Origin of the sequence: Amycolatopsis acidicola (assembly GCF_007713735.2) — a bacterium.
GTDB lineage: Bacteria > Actinomycetota > Actinomycetes > Mycobacteriales > Pseudonocardiaceae > Amycolatopsis_E > Amycolatopsis_E acidicola.
The window spans coordinates 20,404-38,418 of sequence record NZ_VMNW02000031.1; the positions used below are offsets into that span (position 1 = coordinate 20,404).

At 69.5% G+C, this 18,015-nt stretch carries 19 protein-coding genes; 13 read left to right on the forward strand and 6 right to left on the reverse strand.

Features of this window, described 5'->3' with window-relative positions; all coding sequences use genetic code 11:
• Nucleotides 1-39: 39 nt before the first annotated feature.
• The 12 genes from FPZ12_RS21070 (at nt 40) to FPZ12_RS21125 (ending at nt 11,678) form a co-directional block, all read left to right on the forward strand.
• Nucleotides 40-762 carry a GntR family transcriptional regulator gene (locus FPZ12_RS21070; protein WP_144756392.1) on the forward strand — a complete coding sequence of 241 codons (723 nt, stop codon included), beginning with the start codon at nt 40-42 and terminating at the stop codon, nt 760-762.
• 205 nt (nt 763-967) lie between these two features.
• On the forward strand, nt 968-2,395 hold the full coding sequence (locus FPZ12_RS21075) for an MmgE/PrpD family protein (RefSeq protein WP_166462847.1): 1,428 nt from the start codon (nt 968-970) through the stop codon (nt 2,393-2,395).
• Nucleotides 2,396-2,418: 23 nt separating this feature from the next.
• Entirely contained in the window at nt 2,419-3,339 is a 921-nt protein-coding gene (locus tag FPZ12_RS21080; RefSeq protein ID WP_144756396.1) for a VOC family protein, read from the forward strand.
• A gap of 29 nt (nt 3,340-3,368) precedes the next feature.
• The gene (locus FPZ12_RS21085) at nt 3,369-4,385 is read left to right on the forward strand and encodes a dihydrodipicolinate synthase family protein (protein WP_144756398.1); all 1,017 of its coding nucleotides are present in this window, start codon (nt 3,369-3,371) and stop codon (nt 4,383-4,385) included.
• Nucleotides 4,386-4,396: 11 nt separating this feature from the next.
• Nucleotides 4,397-5,416, forward strand: coding sequence for an ornithine cyclodeaminase family protein (locus tag FPZ12_RS21090; protein ID WP_166462848.1), 1,020 nt, complete (start codon nt 4,397-4,399; stop codon nt 5,414-5,416).
• Nucleotide 5,417: 1 nt separating this feature from the next.
• Complete coding sequence (locus tag FPZ12_RS21095; protein ID WP_144756402.1) at nt 5,418-6,461, forward strand: substrate-binding domain-containing protein; 1,044 nt, start codon at nt 5,418-5,420, stop codon at nt 6,459-6,461.
• Nucleotides 6,458-7,357 carry a substrate-binding domain-containing protein gene (locus tag FPZ12_RS21100; RefSeq protein ID WP_150980435.1) on the forward strand — a complete coding sequence of 300 codons (900 nt, stop codon included), beginning with the start codon at nt 6,458-6,460 and terminating at the stop codon, nt 7,355-7,357. Before FPZ12_RS21095 ends, FPZ12_RS21100 begins: the two co-directional genes overlap by 4 nt.
• Nucleotides 7,358-7,377: 20 nt before the next feature.
• Nucleotides 7,378-8,004: a cysteine hydrolase family protein gene (locus FPZ12_RS21105; protein WP_144749163.1), complete on the forward strand. Its 627-nt coding sequence runs from the start codon at nt 7,378-7,380 to the stop codon at nt 8,002-8,004.
• Nucleotides 8,001-8,870 carry an isocitrate lyase/PEP mutase family protein gene (locus tag FPZ12_RS21110; RefSeq protein WP_144749164.1) on the forward strand — a complete coding sequence of 290 codons (870 nt, stop codon included), beginning with the start codon at nt 8,001-8,003 and terminating at the stop codon, nt 8,868-8,870. The genes FPZ12_RS21105 and FPZ12_RS21110 overlap by 4 nt, the downstream gene beginning before the upstream one ends.
• A 65-nt stretch (nt 8,871-8,935) precedes the next feature.
• Nucleotides 8,936-9,820: an ABC transporter permease gene (locus tag FPZ12_RS21115; RefSeq protein WP_144749165.1), complete on the forward strand. Its 885-nt coding sequence runs from the start codon at nt 8,936-8,938 to the stop codon at nt 9,818-9,820.
• A gap of 38 nt (nt 9,821-9,858) precedes the next feature.
• Nucleotides 9,859-10,863 (forward strand): ABC transporter substrate-binding protein, encoded by a 1,005-nt coding sequence (locus FPZ12_RS21120; protein WP_144749166.1) that lies wholly within the window; start codon nt 9,859-9,861, stop codon nt 10,861-10,863.
• 35 nt (nt 10,864-10,898) lie between these two features.
• On the forward strand, nt 10,899-11,678 hold the full coding sequence (locus FPZ12_RS21125) for an ABC transporter ATP-binding protein (RefSeq protein ID WP_166462849.1): 780 nt from the start codon (nt 10,899-10,901) through the stop codon (nt 11,676-11,678).
• 21 nt (nt 11,679-11,699) lie between these two features.
• On the opposite strand, the gene FPZ12_RS21130 is transcribed toward FPZ12_RS21125, so the two are convergent.
• Entirely contained in the window at nt 11,700-12,275 is a 576-nt protein-coding gene (locus FPZ12_RS21130; RefSeq protein ID WP_144749168.1) for a TetR/AcrR family transcriptional regulator, read from the reverse strand.
• Nucleotides 12,276-12,374: 99 nt separating this feature from the next.
• Here FPZ12_RS21130 and FPZ12_RS21135 point away from each other — a divergent pair, with 99 nt between their 5' ends.
• Nucleotides 12,375-12,938, forward strand: coding sequence for a YbhB/YbcL family Raf kinase inhibitor-like protein (locus FPZ12_RS21135; RefSeq protein ID WP_144749169.1), 564 nt, complete (start codon nt 12,375-12,377; stop codon nt 12,936-12,938).
• Nucleotides 12,939-13,006: 68 nt separating this feature from the next.
• Here the strand turns inward: FPZ12_RS21135 and FPZ12_RS21140 are convergent, their stop codons facing one another.
• From FPZ12_RS21140 to FPZ12_RS21160, 5 genes are read right to left on the reverse strand one after another with little or no spacing between them, the layout of a single operon-like run.
• On the reverse strand, nt 13,007-14,044 hold the full coding sequence (locus tag FPZ12_RS21140) for a sugar kinase (RefSeq protein ID WP_208025937.1): 1,038 nt from the start codon (nt 14,042-14,044) through the stop codon (nt 13,007-13,009).
• Nucleotides 14,041-14,580 (reverse strand): bifunctional 4-hydroxy-2-oxoglutarate aldolase/2-dehydro-3-deoxy-phosphogluconate aldolase, encoded by a 540-nt coding sequence (locus FPZ12_RS21145; protein WP_144749170.1) that lies wholly within the window; start codon nt 14,578-14,580, stop codon nt 14,041-14,043. The genes FPZ12_RS21140 and FPZ12_RS21145 overlap by 4 nt, the downstream gene beginning before the upstream one ends.
• Entirely contained in the window at nt 14,577-15,854 is a 1,278-nt protein-coding gene (locus tag FPZ12_RS21150) for an MFS transporter (protein WP_144749171.1), read from the reverse strand. Before FPZ12_RS21150 ends, FPZ12_RS21145 begins: the two co-directional genes overlap by 4 nt.
• A 27-nt stretch (nt 15,855-15,881) precedes the next feature.
• Complete coding sequence (locus FPZ12_RS21155; protein WP_144749172.1) at nt 15,882-16,997, reverse strand: mandelate racemase/muconate lactonizing enzyme family protein; 1,116 nt, start codon at nt 16,995-16,997, stop codon at nt 15,882-15,884.
• Nucleotides 16,994-18,010: a LacI family DNA-binding transcriptional regulator gene (locus tag FPZ12_RS21160; RefSeq protein ID WP_144749173.1), complete on the reverse strand. Its 1,017-nt coding sequence runs from the start codon at nt 18,008-18,010 to the stop codon at nt 16,994-16,996. The genes FPZ12_RS21155 and FPZ12_RS21160 overlap by 4 nt, the downstream gene beginning before the upstream one ends.
• Nucleotides 18,011-18,015: the final 5 nt, after the last annotated feature.

Sequence of the window (18,015 nt, forward strand, 5' to 3'; positions counted from 1 at the left end):
CGTTTACCGCACCTACCCGAGCCGAGCGGGGGATCCGCCGTGAGCCCAGCGGAAAACGCCAACTTCGTGCCGCGCGCGTCGTTGGCGGACACTGTCTACGAGCGCCTGCGCGAGGAGATCATGCACGGGCAGATCGCGGACGGCTCGCGGCTGAACCAGGTCGATCTCGCCGCGCGGTACGGCGTCAGCCGGATCCCGATCCGGGAGGCGCTGCGCAGGCTGCAGGCCGAGTCGCTGGTGATCGCGACGCCGTACCACCCTTACGTGGTCCGGAACGTGACCGCCGACCAGGTGCTCGAACTGGTCGACATCCGGGCCGTGCTGGAGGATCTCGCGCTGGCCAAACGCAAGGAGCTGGGGCCGGGCACGGTCGCGGAGCTGCGCCGCATCAACCGGGAGATGGCGAGCGGTCCGGGCGGGGAGGCCTTTCTCGCGCTGGACAGGCAGTTCCACACGCTCATCGCGGGGCCGGACTCGATGGTCGTCGGGATGATCAACGACGTGCGCGACAAGGTGCACAAGTACGTGAGCAACATGGTCGACGCCAAACCGGGGCGGACCGCGGCGACCCAGGAGCACGAAAAGATCATCAGCGCGCTCGAGGCACAGGACATGGACTTCGCCCGCCGCCTCATGCGGGAGCACGTCATGCAGTCGCGCCTGTTCATCATGAACCGCCTCGCCGTGGAGAACACGGAGCCGCCGGAAGACGAGAAGCCGAAGCCCGCCAAGGCTGGCCGGAAGGCGAAATCCTCGCGGTAACTCGCGGGTACCCGGGGTACGTGCACGCGGCGGTGGACCTGCGGTCCGAGCGCTGTCGCGACGGGCGCCAGCCCGCGCTTCCGGCGGCAGGCACAGGGTTTCCGCGCGGCCGCGTAGTCGCGTTCGTCCTGATCAAATGAGCTCTTGACTCTCGGCGGCTTAGTTATACTGTATACACAAGCGAGCACAGGGAAGGTGTCCGACGGTGACTGTTCAGGACCTGACCGACCGGCACGACAAACAACGCGGCGAGCCGACGGCGGCGGTGCACACGGCCGCATTGGGCGAGTTCGTTTCCGCGCTGACTCTCGACGCCGTGCCCGAACACGTCCGGGCGCACGCGAAACTCGACATCCTGGACACGCTCGGCTGCGCGTTGTTCGGCCGCGGCCTGCCCATCGCGGACGTCCTCGAAAAGGCGCTGCAGGTCGGTGACTCCGCGGGCGGCGCGACGGTTTGGGGCGGCGGCAGCTGGCGGACGTCCCCGGCCACCGCGGCCTTCGTGAACGGCACGCTGGCGCATTCGTTCGAGCTGGACGATCTGCACCACGTCGCGATCCTGCACCCCGGCGGCACCACGCTGCCTGCCACCGCCGCCGTGGCCGAGGTGACCGGCAGCGGCGACGGCGCGGACCTGCTCACCGCCCACATCGCCGGCCTCGAGGTGTCCAGCCGGGTCGGGCTCGCCGTCGGGGTTCCCCTGCTGATGCGCGGCTGGCACAACAACGGCGTGCTCGGCGTGTTCGGCGCCGCCAGTGGCGCCGCGCGGGTGCAGGGGCTGTCGGCGGTGCAGTCGCAGCACGCGATCGGGATCGCCGGAAGCCTGGCCTGCGGCCTGATGGCCGCCCAGTACGGCGCGATGGTGAAGCGCGCGCACGCCGGGAACGCGGCGCAGGTCGGCGTGCGGGCGGGGCTGCTCGCCGCACAGGACTTCACCGGCATCGAGGCGATTTTCGAGGAACCCTACGGCGGTTTCCTGTCCACCTTCGCCGACGACCACGTCATCGACGAGCTGTCCAAGGACCTCGGAACCCGTTGGGAGACGGTGAATGTCGGCTTCAAACCGTATTCTTCCTGCGGCAGTACGCACAGCACCGTGGACACCGTGCTGAAACTGCAACGCGAGCACGGGTTCCGGGCGGGCGAGATCACCCGGGTGCGAGTCGGCGCGTCGACGGCCACGCGCGACCACGTCGGCTGGCGGTACGTCCCCGACCAGACGATCACCGCGCAGATGAACCTGTCCTACGCCGCTTCGGTGGCGCTGATCGACGGCGAGTGCTTCGTCGACCAGTTCGTGGACTCCCGCCTGCGCGACCCCGAAATCCTCGAGCTGGCAAGCAAGTTCGAGATCACCGGCGATCCGGAGATCGACGCGGGCGGGCGCAGCCACCGGCACGAGGTCAAGGTGCTCGTCGAACTCGCCGACGGCCGGGAACTCCGCGGCCACACGGACGCGGCGCCCGGCAGCGCGGTCCACCCGCTGAGCCCGGACACCATCAGGGCGAAGTTCATGAACCTGGCCGGGCGGCGCGTCGGCGAACGGAACGCCGCCGAAATCCTGCGCACCGTGGAAAACCTCGAGGAGCTGACCGACCTCGGCGTGCTCTGGCGGCTGCTCGCGAACAACTGACCGAGGCAACGGAGGAGACAGTTATGACCATGACGCTGCATCACGTCGCCCTGGCATCGCCCCGAGCAGCCGACGCCGCGGAGTTCTACACCGAGGACTGGGGCCTGCGCGACGCCGGGCGCGACGGATCCTCGCTGCGCCTCGCGACGCAGACGGACCACGGCGAGGACTACTCGCTGGTGCTGGTACCGGCCGAACAGAAGTCGGTGCACCACTTCTGCCTGGTCACCGACGACGAAGCGACGTACGCGGAACTCGAAGAGCGAATCCGGGACAAGGGCGCGGAAATCGTGGATTCCCCCGCCTGTGCCGGGTTCACCCGCGCCATCCGCGTCCGCGATCACGACGGTCGGCTCGTCGAACTGGGCTACCGTCCGGCCCCGGCGGCGCCGGAAGTGCCCGGGGAGACCAGGGACGCCGTCCCGCTGTTCCCCGCGCACATCGTGCTCAACACGACCGAGCTCGAGACCACTGTGGACTGGTACACCGAGCACCTCGGGCTGAAAGTGCGTGACCGGCGTGCCACCAAGATGACCTTCCTGTACTGCAACCGCGACCACCACACGATCGCGTTCGCCCAGGCGCAGCACGCCTCGCTCAACCACGTCGCCTGGGAAATGCCCGACCTCAACCAGTTCTTCCGCGGGATCGCGCGGGCGAGCAAATCCGAGAACGGCGGCGAAAAACTGCACGGGCCCGGCAGGCACGGGCCGGGCGAATACATCTTCTGCTATTTCACCGACCCGATGGGGTTCGTCTGCGAATACGAGACCGACGGGGTCAAAGTGGACGACGAAGCCGATTATCCCTACCGCGTGCACGAATACTCACCCGAGAGCATCGACAGGTGGCTGGGCGTGCTGTCCGGTGGCACCAGCCACCGCTTCCGCGCCGCCGCGCTCGGCGACCCCGACCCTGGCGTCGTGCCCAGCCGGTCCCGCTGATCACCGCCTGCTCCGCGAAAGGATCCACCATGCCCGCATACACCAAGGAAGAGTCGAAGGACTGGGCGCGCGAGAAGATGCGCGGTGTCTGCAACGTCCTGATGCCGTCCTTCTCGAACGACCTGAGCAAACTGAACGAAGAAGCGATCCGCCACGACGTCCGCAAATGCAAGGAATACGGGTTCTGGGGCACGCTGGCCGTTTCCGAATGCGGCACCACGATGGAGGAGTACCTCCGGTTCGTGGAAATCGCCAAGGACGAGGGCGGCGAGGACTTCCACCTCGTGGTGCACGGCAGCTTCGACACCATGGAGGAGACGATCAAGGCGGGGAAGGCGGGCGCCGCGGCCGGCGCGAGCCTGCTGCTGATGTCGTACCCGCCGACGTTCTACCCCACCTCCGAGCGCGAGGTCTACGACTACTCGACCAAGGTCATGGACGAGGTGCCGCTGGCGACGGTGCTGTTTTCGGTGGGGCACTGGAACTTCGCGCGGTTGCACCCGGCCGAGCTGTCGCCGCGGCTGGTCGCCGAGCTGGCGGACCACCCGCGCGCGGTCGCGCTGAAATGCGAAGGCGGCCTGGGCAACGGCGCGCACGCCGACGTGCTGCGGCTGTGCGGGGACAAGCTGCTGATCTCCGACCCGCGTGAAGCCACCGCGCCGGGGCACGTGCAGTGGTTCGGCATGCAGTGGATGGGCACCAGCGTGTTCCAGTACTACGGCGACGCGGTCCCGAAGTACTTCGACCTGATGCACCAGGGGAAATGGGACGAGGCCATGGAGATCTACTGGCGGCTCCAGCCCGCCAGGACCGCCCGCCAGGCCGACACCGCTTCGTACTCGGGCGCGCATTTCATCCACCGGCAGAGCTGGAAGTACATGGAGTGGCTGGCCGGGTTCAACGGCGGCAGGCTGCGGATGCCGACGATGCGGCTCAACGACGGGGCCACCAGACGACTCGCCGAGGGCGCGGTCCGGGCGGGGATCATCGACGAAGCGCCGGCTCCCGGGCTGAACGAGTTCTTCCTCGGCCGCAACCCGATGTAGAAGGGAATCCGGTGCTACTTCTCAGAGACGGCACGATCCGCGCGGCGATGGAGTCCGCGGACGTGGTGGGGGGCCTGGAAGGGATGCTGTCCCGTCCGGTGGACGGGTCGCTGGAACTGCCGGCGCGGCTGACGGTCGACGCGGCCGGCGGGCAGGGGTTCCTCCGCCTGATGCCGGTGATCGCCTACGACACGGGTTACGTGGGCTACAAGGCGATGAACTACCACCCGGTGCACGGCGTCCGCTACCTGATTTCGCTGATTTCCCTGGAGGACGGGGAACTCCTCGCGCTGCTCGACGCCGACTGGATCACCGCTTACCGCACGGCGGCGACAGCGGCGATCGCGGTCAAGCATCTCGCCCCACCGGACGCGGAGACGCTCACCGTGATCGGCTCCGGAACACAGGCCCGCGCCCTGCTGCGGGCGTCGAGCGAGGTGCACCTGCCGCGGCGGGTTCTGGTGTACAGCCCCACTCCGGCCAACCGGAAGCTGTTCGCCGAGGAGATGTCCGCGGAACTCGGCCTGTCCGTGGAACCGGTGGAGGATCTGCCCGCGGCGCTGAAATCCGCGGACGTCATCCTCTCCGCCCACCGCGCGGGAGCCACGCCGCTGATCTACCCGGACGTCGTCAAGAAGGGCGCCCTGGTCTGCGCGATCAGCTCCGTGCGCCCGGCACACCGGGAGGTCGATGCCTCGCTGTGGGGCTGTAGCCGGGTCGTCGTGGACGACCTGGGACACGTGCTGGAGTCCGGCGACGGGCGCGCCGCCGACGCGCTGGGCCTGGCCGGGGCGGACAAGGTCGCCGAGCTGTGGCAGGTCCTGCGTGACCCGTCGCGCGGCAGGCGGAGCGCGGAGGACAGGGTGCTCTACAAGTCGGTCGGCACGGCGGAGCAGGACATCGCGCTCGCCGCGATGGTCTACGCGCGGGCCCGCAGCCTCGGAATGGGCGAGGAACTCGCGGAATTCCCGTCCCGGCGGCCGATCCAGTCCCGCGTACTGGCCACCGCCGACGAGACAAGGAGGAACTGACGTGTCCGCTCTCACCCGGGTTTCGTCCTCCACCCAGGCGGAAAACCCGCTCAGGTTCACCTTCGCGATCAGCTCGTACGACCACGTGCGCGAGGTCGTCGAGGGCCGGATCCCGGTCGAAGGGGCCGAGCCGTTGTTCGTCCGGCTGCCGATCCCCGAGATGTTCCGCCGGTTCGTGCGGACCCGCGACTGGGACGTGTCCGAAATGAGCTTCGGGCAGTACGGCATGTTGCGCGCCAACGGTGACGACAGCATCGTCGGGATCCCGGTGTTCCCGTCACGGTTGTACCGGCAGACGTCGATCTTCGTGCGGGGCGACCGGATCCGCGAGCCCCGCGACCTCGTCGGCGCCCGGATCGGCATCCCGGCGTGGACGAACTCCGCCGGGGTGTGGGCGCGTGGCCTGCTGGAGGACATGCACGGCATCCGGTGCGGCGACATCACCTGGTACCAGGGCGGGGTCGACCAGGCGGGGCGCCGCGTGGCCGTGGAGCCGCCGTTCCTGCCGGACGACGTGAAGATCGTCGACATCACCGACCGCAGCCTGGAGGACATGCTGTGGACGGGGGACATCGAAGGCATGATCGTGCCCGCGCCGCCGTCCAGCATCGAGAGCTCGGCGGCGTCGGGTGGCCTGATCCGCTTGCTGTACAACGATCCCTGGGCGGCGGAGCGGGAGTACCGGGAGCGGACCGGCTGCGTGCCCACGATGCACGTGGTCGCCATCAACCGCCCGCTCTACGAGCTCGATCCGGACCTGCCGCGCCGGCTGTTCGAGGCGCTCGACCTCTCGCGGCGCCGGTATCTGGAGCGGCTGGCCGACCCGGTCGCGAGCCGCGTGGCGATCCCGTGGGCCGACGAGCACGTGGAATCCCTCGGCGATCTCTTCGGCGGGGGCGAGCTCTGGCAGTACGGGGTCGAGCCGAACCGCCGCACGCTGGAGACGTACCTGCGGTATCTGCGCACCCAGGGCATGATCCAGGGGTCTCCCGATCCGGCCGACCTCTTCCCCGAATGGCTCGCGGCGACGGGGGCAGCGTCATGACGAACCGCATCCCGCTGACGATCGCGGCCACCTCCTACGATCTCGCGATCCCGGTCACCTCGGGGGAAATCGAGCTCGCCGGGGTCGAACCGTCCTTTGTGGATCTTCCGCTGCCGGGGACGCTGGCGGAGTTCCTCGAAACACCTTCCTGGGACGTCGCGGAGGTGCCGGCCGCGGAGTATGTCGCGCGGCGGTTGTCCGGGCACGACGACGTCATTGCCCTGCCGGTGTTCCTGTCGCGGATGTTCCGGCACGGCTGCCTGCACGTCACCAGCCGGATCCGCGCCCCAGAGGACCTGCGCGGCGCGCGGGTCGCGGTGGCGAGCGGGGAAACCACCACCGCGGTGTGGGTGCGGGGCATGCTCTCGGACATGTTCGGCGTGGGGCCGGACGACGTCACCTGGGTGGACGGCGCCGAACTGCTCGGCGCGGGCGGGGTCGACGCCGTGATCAGCGCCCGCCCGCCCGCCGCCGAGCCGGGGTTGACCACCCCGCTGTTCGGCAGGCCGGGGCCGCTGGAGCGCGAGTACCTCGGCAAGACCAGGAGCTTCCCGATCCTCAACGTGCTCGCCGTCCGGCCGGAAATCCTGGCGCGGCACCGCTGGCTGGCGTCGAACCTCTACCGGGCGTTCGAGATCGCCCGCCGCCGGTACTTCTACCGGCTGGAGGACATCCGCGCGAGCCGCGTGCCGATTCCTTCGGTGGCCGGGTACATGCACGGCCTGCGGGACGTCTTCGGGGGCGAGGTCTGGCCGTATGGCATCGACCCCAACCGGCCCACGCTGGAAACCCTGGTCCGGTACCTGACCGAACAGGGACTGGCGCCGCGCGAGTCCGCTGGCACGGACATCCGGCGGCTGTTCGCCCCGTACGAGTCCTTTGTGGACGGTATGTGAACACTGGGAAGAGGTGAACCATGACGGAGACAACCGAGGTGCCGCGGACAGCCGCGGATGTGCTGGACCCCGCACGCACCGCGCTGGTCCTGTGGGATCTGCAGAACGGGCTGGCCGGCCAGTCACCGGCTTTGCCCGGGCTGACCGGCGTGTGGAAAACCCTGATGGCCGGGGCGCGAGAGCACGGGGCGCTGATCGTGCGCAGCCGGCACGCGGCGCCGCGGCCCGATCTGATGGACGCGGTGCAGCGGTGGCGGATCGGGCGCCGGACGCACGGGGAGAACCGGCCGGAGCACTACATGCAGCCCGGCGGGCACGACACGGCCTTCCTGCCCGGGTTCGAGCCGGAGCCCGACGAACTCGTCATCGACAAGGCGGTGCCATCGCTGTTCCACGACACGCAGGCCGATTCCCGCTTGCGCGCCAAGGGAATCCGCACCGTGGTGCTCGCCGGGGTGGCCACCGACATCGGCATCGACTTCACCGCGCGGCACGCACTGGCGCTCGGCTATTTCGTGGTGCTCGCCGAGGACGCGTGCGCCAGCTACACGCCCGCCGCGCACGAGCACGCCATGGCGATCCTGCGCCCGGCGACGTTCGTGAGCACCAGCGAGGAGATCATCAAGGCCTGGGCGGGCAGGTCATGACCTCGCCCGGAGCGCGGCTGCGCGCCGCGATGAACGACCAGACCCCGTTGCTGCTCCCGGGAGTGCACGACGCGCTGAGCGCCCGGCTCGCCGAGCGGAGCGGGTTTTCGGTCGGCTACCTGTCCGGGTCGGCCACGGCGATGTCACTGCTCGGCCTTCCCGACATCGGCCTGCTCACCGGCAGTCAGATCGTCGAGCAGACCCGCCGGGTCACGGCCGCGTGCGAGCTCGCGCTCGTCGTGGACGCGGACACCGGGTTCGGCAACGCGGTCAACACCGCCTACACCGTGCGTGAGCTGGAATCCGCCGGTGCGGCCGGAATCCAGCTGGAGGACCAGACCTTTCCCAAGCGCTGCGGGCATTTCGCCGGAAAATCCGTGGTTCCCGTCGAGGAGATGCTGGAGAAGCTGTCCGCCGCGGTCGAAGCCCGCCGCGATGAGGATCTGGTGATCATCGCGCGCACCGACGCCAGGGCCGTCGCGGATCTGACGGAGGCCATCGACCGTGGCCTGCGCTACGCGGAGGCGGGCGCCGACGTGATTTTCGTGGAGGCGCCGCGGAACGAGGCGGAGCTGCGCGAAATCCCGGCCAAGATCGGGGTGCCGACGCTCGTGAACGTGGTGGAAGGCGGTAAAACGCCGCAGCTGCCGCTGGCCGACTATGCGGAGATGGGCTTCCGCATCGTGCTCTACCCGACGGCGGCGGTCCGCACCGTCGCGCGCGGGCTCGGCACCCTGTACGAGCACTTGCGTGAGACCGGCACGACCGAAGGCGCGGACGTCGGCATGGTCGCTTTCGCCGAGCGCAACGAAATCACCGGTTTCGCGGATTACGAAGAGCTGGCGGCGCGCGCCGCCGGGCGATGAACGTCCTTTGTGTACAGACATGGTGAGGCAGTAGGAAACTCGAGCGCGGATAGCGAGGAATCGTTGTGGAGCAGAGTAGCTACACACCCGCACAGTCCCGGACAGAGACACTCGACGACGCGCGGGGCGTGATCGCCGCCCCGGCGCCGGTACCGGCCGCGGGACGGGCGAAACAGGCCAGGCGCCGGCGTCACCTCCCGAACCGGTGGCTGAAGGTGGTCAGCGTCGTCTCGGTTCTCGTCCTCCTCGCCGTCTGGCAGCTGCTGGCCCAGCTCGGGGTGATCGACCGCACCCAGAGCAGTTCGCCCTCGGACGTCTGGCATTCCTTCGCGGTGATGGCCGGGAACGGTTCGCTGGGCACGGCTCTGCTGGCCAGCGCCAAGCTGTACGGCATCGGGCTCCTCGTCAGCATCGGCATCGGGATCGTCTTCGGGCTCGTCCTCGGCTGGTGGCGGGTGCTCGGCGCGATCTTCGACCCGTGGATCGCGATCCTCTACTCCACGCCGCTGATCGCACTGCTGCCGTTGATCATCGTCTGGTTCGGGATCGGCTTCCAGGGCCAGCTGGTGATGGTGGTCCTGGTGTCGGTGTTCCCGTTGCTGGTCAACGTCATGGTCGGCACGCGCCAGGCGGACGAGGAGCTGCTCCGGCTGGCGCACAGCTTCGGGGCGTCCCAGTTCGCGCTCGTCCGCACCATCGTGCTGCCCTCGCTGGTGCCCTACATGGTCACCGGCATCCGGCTTTCGATCGGCACCGCGCTGATCGGCATGGTGATCGGGGAGTACTTCGAGGGCACCGACGGGATCGGCAGCATCATCCTGAAATCGGGCGTGATGCTCGACTCGAGCGGCGTGTTCGTCGGCATCGTGATCCTCGCCGTCGTCGCGCTCACCCTCACCAGCCTCATCCGCGTCGCGGAGCGCAAGGTCGGCTCCTGGCGCGAAACCTGAGCACGCGGGCCATTCAACGACGAATGCGGAGGTAGCTCGTGTACACCTCACTGTCCAAAAAGGTCTCCCGCGCCCGGCGGTTCCTCGCCGCGGCGGCGTGCGTGGCGCTGCTTTCGGCCTGTGCGCCCAGCTACGGCGAGCCACTGACCAAGGACGCGTCCGGCAACACGAAGGTGACCATCGCCTACGGCGCGCCGACCGCCGACCAGATGATCCCCTCGGTCGCCGCGAGCGCCGGGCTGTTCCAGAAGTACGGGATCAACCCGGACATCAAGTACCTGGAGTCCTCGCAGCTGCTCTCGGCCGTGGTCGCGGGACAGGTCAACATGGCCGTCATTCCGGCGCCGGGATACGAGCTGATCGCGCTCAACGGCAGGCAGCTGAAGGCCATCGCCCGGATGCAGGACTCCTTCGACGTGATGTGGGTGTCCAATCCGGACTACGCGACGCCGCGGAGCATGGACGGCAGGTCCATCGCCATCTCCAAACCGGGCGCCTTTTCGGGCCTGATGGCGGAAATGGCGGAGCACCAGTTCGGGGTGTCGATGACGCAGGTGCCGCTGGGCGGCCTGTCGAACCAGGTCTCGGCCTTCCAGTCCGGGCAGGTCGACTCGATCTCGGATCTCAGCCCGGACCAGCTGCCCGGCGTCGAAAAGCACCTGCCCGGCGTGCACACGCTGGTGGACTGGCGCACGGTCAAGGACGTGCCGGCGATGATGCTGGTCGGCTACGGGCCGTGGCTCGAACAGCACCGGGCGGCGGTGGAGAACGTGCTGCGCGCGATCAACGACGGCGCGACGTACTTCAGGACCCACGAGGCCGAGTCCGTCAGCGTGATCAGCAAGGTGACGGGGCGGTCGGCCGCGTCGTCGAAGGTGGCGTACGAGAACGCGGTCGGCTGTATGTCGGCGAGTCTCCTGCCTTCGCTGGCCGCGGAGCAGAAGTCGCTGCAGTACCTCGGCGCGGACTACCCGCAGGCGAAGACGTTCGACGCGTCGCAGCTCATCGATGACAGCTACATGAAGGCGGCGCTCGGGCAATGAGCACCGACCCAGCGAGGACAGGAAAGGCCGCGACCATGACAACCAGTGTCACGTCCGGAGTGAAGGTCGATTTCCGTGGGGTGAGCAAGGTTTTCGGCGACCGGAAGAAGGGCGCGCCGCCGGTCGAGGTGCTCAAGGGCGTCGATCTGGCCGTGCGGGAGAACGAGATCGTCTGCGTGCTCGGCCCGTCCGGCTGCGGTAAGTCCACCCTGCTGAACTGCGCGGCGGGGCTGGAAAGCTACGACGGCTCGATCGTGATCAACGATCGTGAGGTGCGCGAGCCGCTGCCGGAGCTGGCGGTCGTGTTCCAGGCGCCGCATCTGCTGCCGTGGCGGAACGTCCGGAAGAACACCCAGTACGGGCTGGAAATGCGGCGCACGGTCCCGAAAGGCGACTGGCCGGGCCGGGTCAAGGACGCGATCCGGCTGGTGGGGCTGGACCATGCGGTGGACCGGTTTCCGCGGCAGCTTTCCGGTGGGATGCAGCAGCGGGTGAACATCGCCAGGGCGCTGGCCGTGGGGCCCGAAGTGCTGCTGATGGACGAGCCGTTCGGCGCTCTCGACGCGCTGACGAAGGAGCGGATGCAGGAGGAGCTGCAACGCATCGTCGCCGGCTCGCAGCTCACCGTCGTGTTCATCACCCACGACATCGGCGAGGCGATCTACCTCGGCGACCGGATCGTGGTGATGTCCTCGAACCCGGGGCAGATCCGGCTCAGCGTCGAAGTGGACGCGCCGCGGCCGCGGGGCATCGAGTTCAAGCGCAGCAGCGGTTTCCAGGAGATCTACTCGACGTTGTGGAACGCCTTGGCGTGACGGCGCGGCCGGAGCCGGAGGTCACCGGCTCCGGCCGCGGATGCCGTCGAGTTGCAGCGCCAGGTGCCGCCGCCAGTCCGCGGTCCGGCTCGGCCTGAAGTACATCGTGGACATGAGCGCGGTGACCAGGACCGGGAAATCGGCCACGGTCAGATCGTCCCGGACCGCGTCGGCGGCGATGGCGCGGTCGATGATCCGGGCGACGCTTTCCCGGATCTCGGCCTTCTGGTCGTCGATGCCGCCCCAGGGGCGCTCGTCGGAGCCCAGCAGCGCCCGCTGGAAGGCCGAATCTCCTTCGGCGGCTTCGAGATAGCCGCTCAACAGTGCTTCGAAGGCTTTCCCAGGGTCCTCGATCTGTTCCGCGTCGCGCGCGATCTCGGTGAGCTGCGAGAACCGGCGGCTGACGATGGCTGTCAGGAGCGCTTCCTTGGTGGGGAAGTGGCGGTAGAGCGTGCCCAGGCCCAACCCACAGTGCTCGGCGATTTCGTCCATCTGCGCGTCGCGGCCGAGCCGGGCGAAGAGCTCGCCCGCGGAGGCCAGGATTTTCTCGCGATTGCGCCGGGCGTCGGCGCGAAGGGGGCGTTCCGTCTCGGTCATCTCGTAGCCGATCGTACGCCCTGGCGCCGTAATGTGAACCGGACTTCCGCTTCCGTGTAGTGTGGTGGCGTAACCCCACCTCGGCAGTTGGGAGTCACCATGCCCGTGAATCCGCTCGGCGTCGCGCTGAGGAACAAGCGCGTCGGCCACGAAAAGCTCGTCTGGGCGCGTCCTGAGCTGCGTGCGCCCGAGACCTTCACCCTGAGCAGCCCGGCTTTCGAGGACGGCGGCGCGATGCCGGAGCAGTACCGCGGCCGGCTCTTCGGCCACAACACCTCGCCCGCCCTCGACTGGACCACTCCGCCGGGCACGGCCGTCGAACTCGTGCTCATCGTCGAGGACGCCGACTCGCCCTTCGGGAACCCGAACACCCACGGGCTGGCGGCGGGGATCGACCCGGCGCTGGGCGGCATCCCGGTGGACGGCCTCACCGAGGCGGGCAGGGTGACCGGGGTCGAACTCGGCAAGGCAGGGCCCCGCCACGGCTGGTTCGGCCCGATGCCCATCCGCTCACACGGCCCGCATTCCTACGTCTTCCAGCTCTTCGCCCTCGACCGGCGGCTCGGCCTCCCCGGCAGGTTCAAGCTCGGCGCCGCGGTCGAGGCGATGGCGGGGCATGTGGTCGGGCGGGCGAAGCTGGAGGGCACCCGGGAGAATCGCTGAGGTTTCGGCGCCCGGCGATCGGGGTTCTCCGGTAATCGCGCGAGCGATCACGAACATCGCCGAGTGTTTCAGCGCACCGCGACCGGAGGCGTCCCCGAGGCCACGCGGGCGACCTCGGCGGCGTCGGCGACCAGCTGGTCTCCTGGCGTGGTCATCGCGAGCGCGCCCGCCGCCGCGCCGCATTCGATCGCGTCTTGGGGGTCGCCGCCGCGCAGGAGGGTGGCGATCACGCCCGCGGCCATGGCATCGCCGCCGCCGATGCGGTCCAGCACTTCGAGGTCGTAGTCGCGGCTGCCGAGCACACCCTTGTCGCGGTCGAGCCCCAGCACACGCCACTCGTGCCTGCTCGCCGAGCGCACCCGGCGATCCGAGGCCACCACGGTCCGCACTTCGGGGAATTTGTCGAGCAATTGTGTTGCCAGCGCGGGAAAAGACCCGTCCGTGCCGGTGCCGAGACCGAGCCTGCCGGTGAGGTCGGCGACGCCCGCGAAGACCACGTCCGCACGCCGGACGAGCGCTTCGAAGGTGCTGCCGGCCCGTGCGCCGTCGACGTCGTCGCGGAAGATGCTGGGCCGGTGGTTGAGATCCACCGACGTGACGACCCCGGCCTGCCGCGCCGCGTCGAGGCCGTCGAGGGTGAGCGCGGCGGTGTCCGGGGAGAGCCCGGCGAAGATCCCGCCCGTGTGGAACCACGCGGTGCGACCGGGCGCGAAGACCGCCGGCCAGTCGAAGTCCGTGCGGCCGAGCTGTGCCGCGGCCGAGAACTCCCGGTCCGAGACACCGACCGGCGCGCGCACGCCGAACCCGCGTTCGGTGAAGTTCAGGCCGTTGCGGACCCCGGGAACCGCAGGGTCCCGCCAGATCACGTCCCGGGTGTCCACACCGGACGCCAGCACGAGCGACTCCAGCAGCCGTCCGACCGGATTGTCCACCCACGCGGTCAGCAACCGCACCGGCACACCGAAGACGGTGCGCACCGCGCGTCCGACGTTGTACTCGCCGCCGCCTTCGCTCACCTCGAACCGGCGCGCCGAGCGGATGCGTTCCTCGCGCGGGTCCAGCCGCAACATCACTTCGCCGAGGACGACGAGCTCCTGGGCACTCACGCGAGCATCCAGCTGCCGCTCACCGCGAACACCGCGGGATGCGCGAGGTAGGTCTCGGCGTTCTCCGCGGTGACGCCGCCGCTCGGCATGAACCTCATCCCAGGAAACGGCGCCGCGAGCGCGGAGATCCACGCGACACCACCGAGTAGCCCCGCCGGGAACAGCTTCACCCGGCTCAACCCGAGCGCGTGCGCGCGCATCAGGTCCGACGGAGTGCTCACCCCGGGCAGCACGGCCAGCCCGCGATCGCGCGCGTGCGTCACGACCTCCTCGGACAACCCCGGGCTCACGATGAAGCTCGCCCCGCGCTCCGCGGCCTCGTCGACCTGCTCGCGCCGCACCACTGTTCCGGCGCCGACCACGGCATTCGTGCGCGCTGCCAAGGACTCCAGCGCGTCCATCGCCTCCGGGGTACGCAGCGCCACCTCCACGACCGGCACGTCGATGGCCGCCACGCGCTGGGCATCCGCTACGGACTCGGGTGTCCACAGTGGAAGGAAGCGCGCGGAGTCGAGTACCGCGAAGACGTCGGTCACCGGACGGTCTCCTGTTCGACCTGTTCGCTTTCCGACGGCTTGTCGGAAGTGGTGCGCACGTACACGGCGAGCGCGAGGCCGCCGAGGATGGCGGCGATGCCGAGCACGGCGAACCCGGGGAAGTAGCTTCCCGTCGCGGCGAGCAGTCCGCCGACGAGCCAGCCCGCGACGATGCCGCCACCGCCCGCGCCGAACCCGTTGATGATCCCGGTCGCCGGGCCGACCGCGGTGGCCGACAGCCGGGTCACGGCGATGGCCCAGATGTTGGGCGTGTAGGCGGCGGTGAAGTAGCCGACGCTGAGGCTGATCAGCACGAACTGGGCGACCGCGTTGTGCGTGAACGGCAGGCAGGCGATGAGGATGCCGCCGACGACGAGCCCGGACACCGCGATCGGCCCGCGTTTCCCGGTGCGGTCGCTCAGCGCGATCATCGGGAAGGTCAGCAGCAGCGACACCAGGTACGGGGTCGCGGTGGCCAGCCCGCTCAGCGTCGGGGAGAGCCCGAACGCCGACACGGTCTGCGGCAGGAACAGCGTGATGCCCCAGAACAGCATGCCGTTGGCGAAGTAGCTGAACACGATGAGCAGGAACCGCCAGCCGCCGAACGACGCGGGCGTGAGCCGCTCCCGCTTGGGGCCTTCCGTGCGGGAGATGCGGACCGGCGCGAACCGCGGCACGCCAGGGCGGGAGCGCAGGAACACCGCGTACAGCGGCACGATCACCACGAGCCCGATCCCGCCGAGCAGCCAGAACAGGTGGCGCCAGTCGAACGCGGCGTAGACCGGGGTGAGCACGAAGAACCCGAGCGCCAGCGCGAGATACTGGCCGTAGTACTGGATGAGCGCGCTGGCGCGGCTCATCTCCTGCTCGTCGAACCACTCCTTCGCCAGCCGGAACTGTTGCGGCCAGTAGAAACCCTCGAAGATCCCGACCCCGACGCGGAGCGCGACCAGCGTCGCGACGTTCGGGCTGAACCCGATCGCGAAGGTGCAGGCCGAATAGCCGACGACCGAAACCAGCAGGATCCACTTGGCGTCGATCCGGGCGGTGAGGAACCCGCCGAGCAGGTTCGACACCAGATAGCCCCACAGGAACGCCGTCAGCGTGAGGCTGGACGTGGTGGCGAAGGCTCCGCCCTGGAAACCGAGGTCCCTGGCGACGCCCTTGATGCCGATCGACAGGTTCGACCGGTCCAGATACGCCACGAACAACCCGGCGGCCAGCAGCAGCCCGATCCGGAGCCAGCGCTCACGCCCGCTTGCTTTCGTCGTCATGGTTACGCTCCTTTGCGTGCGGGCGGTTCAGGCCGCGTACCGGCCGAGTAGTTCGCGATCGATTTCGATGCCGAGGCCGGGGCCGTCGGGCACGGACAGGACCGGGCCGGTGGCGAGGCCGGCCAGGCCCGAGCGGAACGGGTTCGGTGCCTGGTCGAGTTCGACCAGCACGGGGCCGCGCCCGGTGGACGGGGTGACCTGGGGGAGCGCGGTCAGCAGGTGCAGCCCGGCGGCGATGGTGATCGAGGAACCCCACACGTGCGGGAGGGTGGGGATCCCGTGCGCGCTGGCCATTCCCGCGATCAGCAGCGTTGCGCGGATTCCGCCGCAGGCCGTGGCGTCCGGCTGGAGGAGGTCGACCGCGCGGGTTTCGATGAGCTCGCGGAAGCCCCACCGGGTGAACTCGGACTCGCCGCCGGCGATGGGAACCGTTGTGCCCGCCCGGATTTCGCGATAACCCTGGAGGTCCTCGGGGAGTACGGGCTCCTCGAAGAACCACAGGTCCGCGTCTTCGAGCGCGCGCAGGAATGACTTGGCCTCGGCGGTGGTGTAGCCGCGGTTGGCGTCCACCGCGATCCGGACCGAGGGCCCGAGCGCCGCCCGCGCCCGCCGCACGCGCTCGATGTCGGTCGTGAGTTCCCTGCCGACCTTCATCTTCACGTCGCGGTAACCGGCGTCCACAATGGAGTGCGCCTCGGCTTCGATGTCGTCTTTCCAGTCGCCGCCGTAGTAGAAGGCGGACGCGTACGCGCGGACCTGCGGGGTGTGCTTTCCGCCGAGCAGCCGCCAGACCGGGAGCCCTGCGGCTTTGCCCGCCAGGTCCCACAACGCGATTTCGATCCCGGAGATGGCCGCGATGGAAATGCCCTTGCGGCCCCATTCGCGGTTCCGGTTGTAGAGCTCGTCCCAGATGTCGGTGAGCTCGCGCGGATCGCGGCCGAGCAGGAACGGGGCGAAGGATCCGTCGATGAGCGCACGGTTCCCGGGCGCCGGGCCGAAGCATTCGCCCCAGCCGGTCAGCCCGTCGTCAGTGCGGATCTCGACGAGGCAGCTGGCGCGGGAGTCCCAGTCCCACTGGGACATCCCGAACGGCACGTCGAGCCGGTGGCTCACCACGTGCGTGGTGACGGCGACGATCTTCATCTCGTTCCCTCCCGTGGCGGGCCGACGGATTCGCGGCGCACCAACGCTCCCGGCACCACGAGGTGCGGTGTTTCGCGCGGGCGCCCGCCCCGTGTCATGGCGACGATCAGTTCGCCCGCGAGGCGGCCCATTTCCTCGACCGGCTGCGACACGGCCGTGACGGCCGGGTAGACGGCCGACATCCAGCCCGCGTCGGTGAACCCGACGACCGACACGTCCTCCGGTACGTGCAACCCGGCCTCGCGGACGGCGACCAGGATTCCTTCTGTCACAGGGACGTTGAACCCCAGGACTGCCGTCACGCCGCCGGTGTCGAGAAGTTCACGCATCGCCGCGCGCCCGGCCGCGGACGTGCCTTCGGTGTAGCGCACGACCGGCTCCCGGCCCGCCGAAACCGCCTGGCGGAAACCGGCTTCCCGTAACCGGGTGGTGGAAACCCCTTCGGGCCCCAGCACGGCCGCGACCCGCCGGTGACCGGCGGCGAACAACTCCTCGGCCGCCTGCCCGAACGCCTCGGTCTCGTTGGTGACGACCGTCGGCACGTCGAGGCCGGCGATGGTGCGGCTGACGAGGACCACGTTCTCGAACGTGCCGACCTGCCGCGCGGAGAACCGGGTTCCGGTGGCCGGGGAGAGGACGAGCCCGGCCGGCCGGTACGAGGCGAGCAGGTCGAGCTGCGCGGCTTCGAGTTCGGGGTCGTCGTCGCAGTTGAGGAGGAGGACGCTGAGCCCGGCGTCGCGCAGGGGTTTCTCGATCGCCCTGTGCAGCCGGGCGTAGAACGGGTTGCCGATGTCGGACACGGCGAGGCCGACCATCGGGCTGCGCGTGGAGCGGAGACTCCGGCCGAGCACGTTCGGCGCATACCCGAGCCGCTCGACGGCCTCGACCACGCGGCGGCGGGCGTCCTCGCTGACGTACCCGCGCTCGTTCAGCACGCGCGAGACCGTCTGACTGCTCACGCCCGCGGCCTCCGCGACGTCGTGCACCGTCGCCCGCTTCGGTCTGGCTGGCATATGTT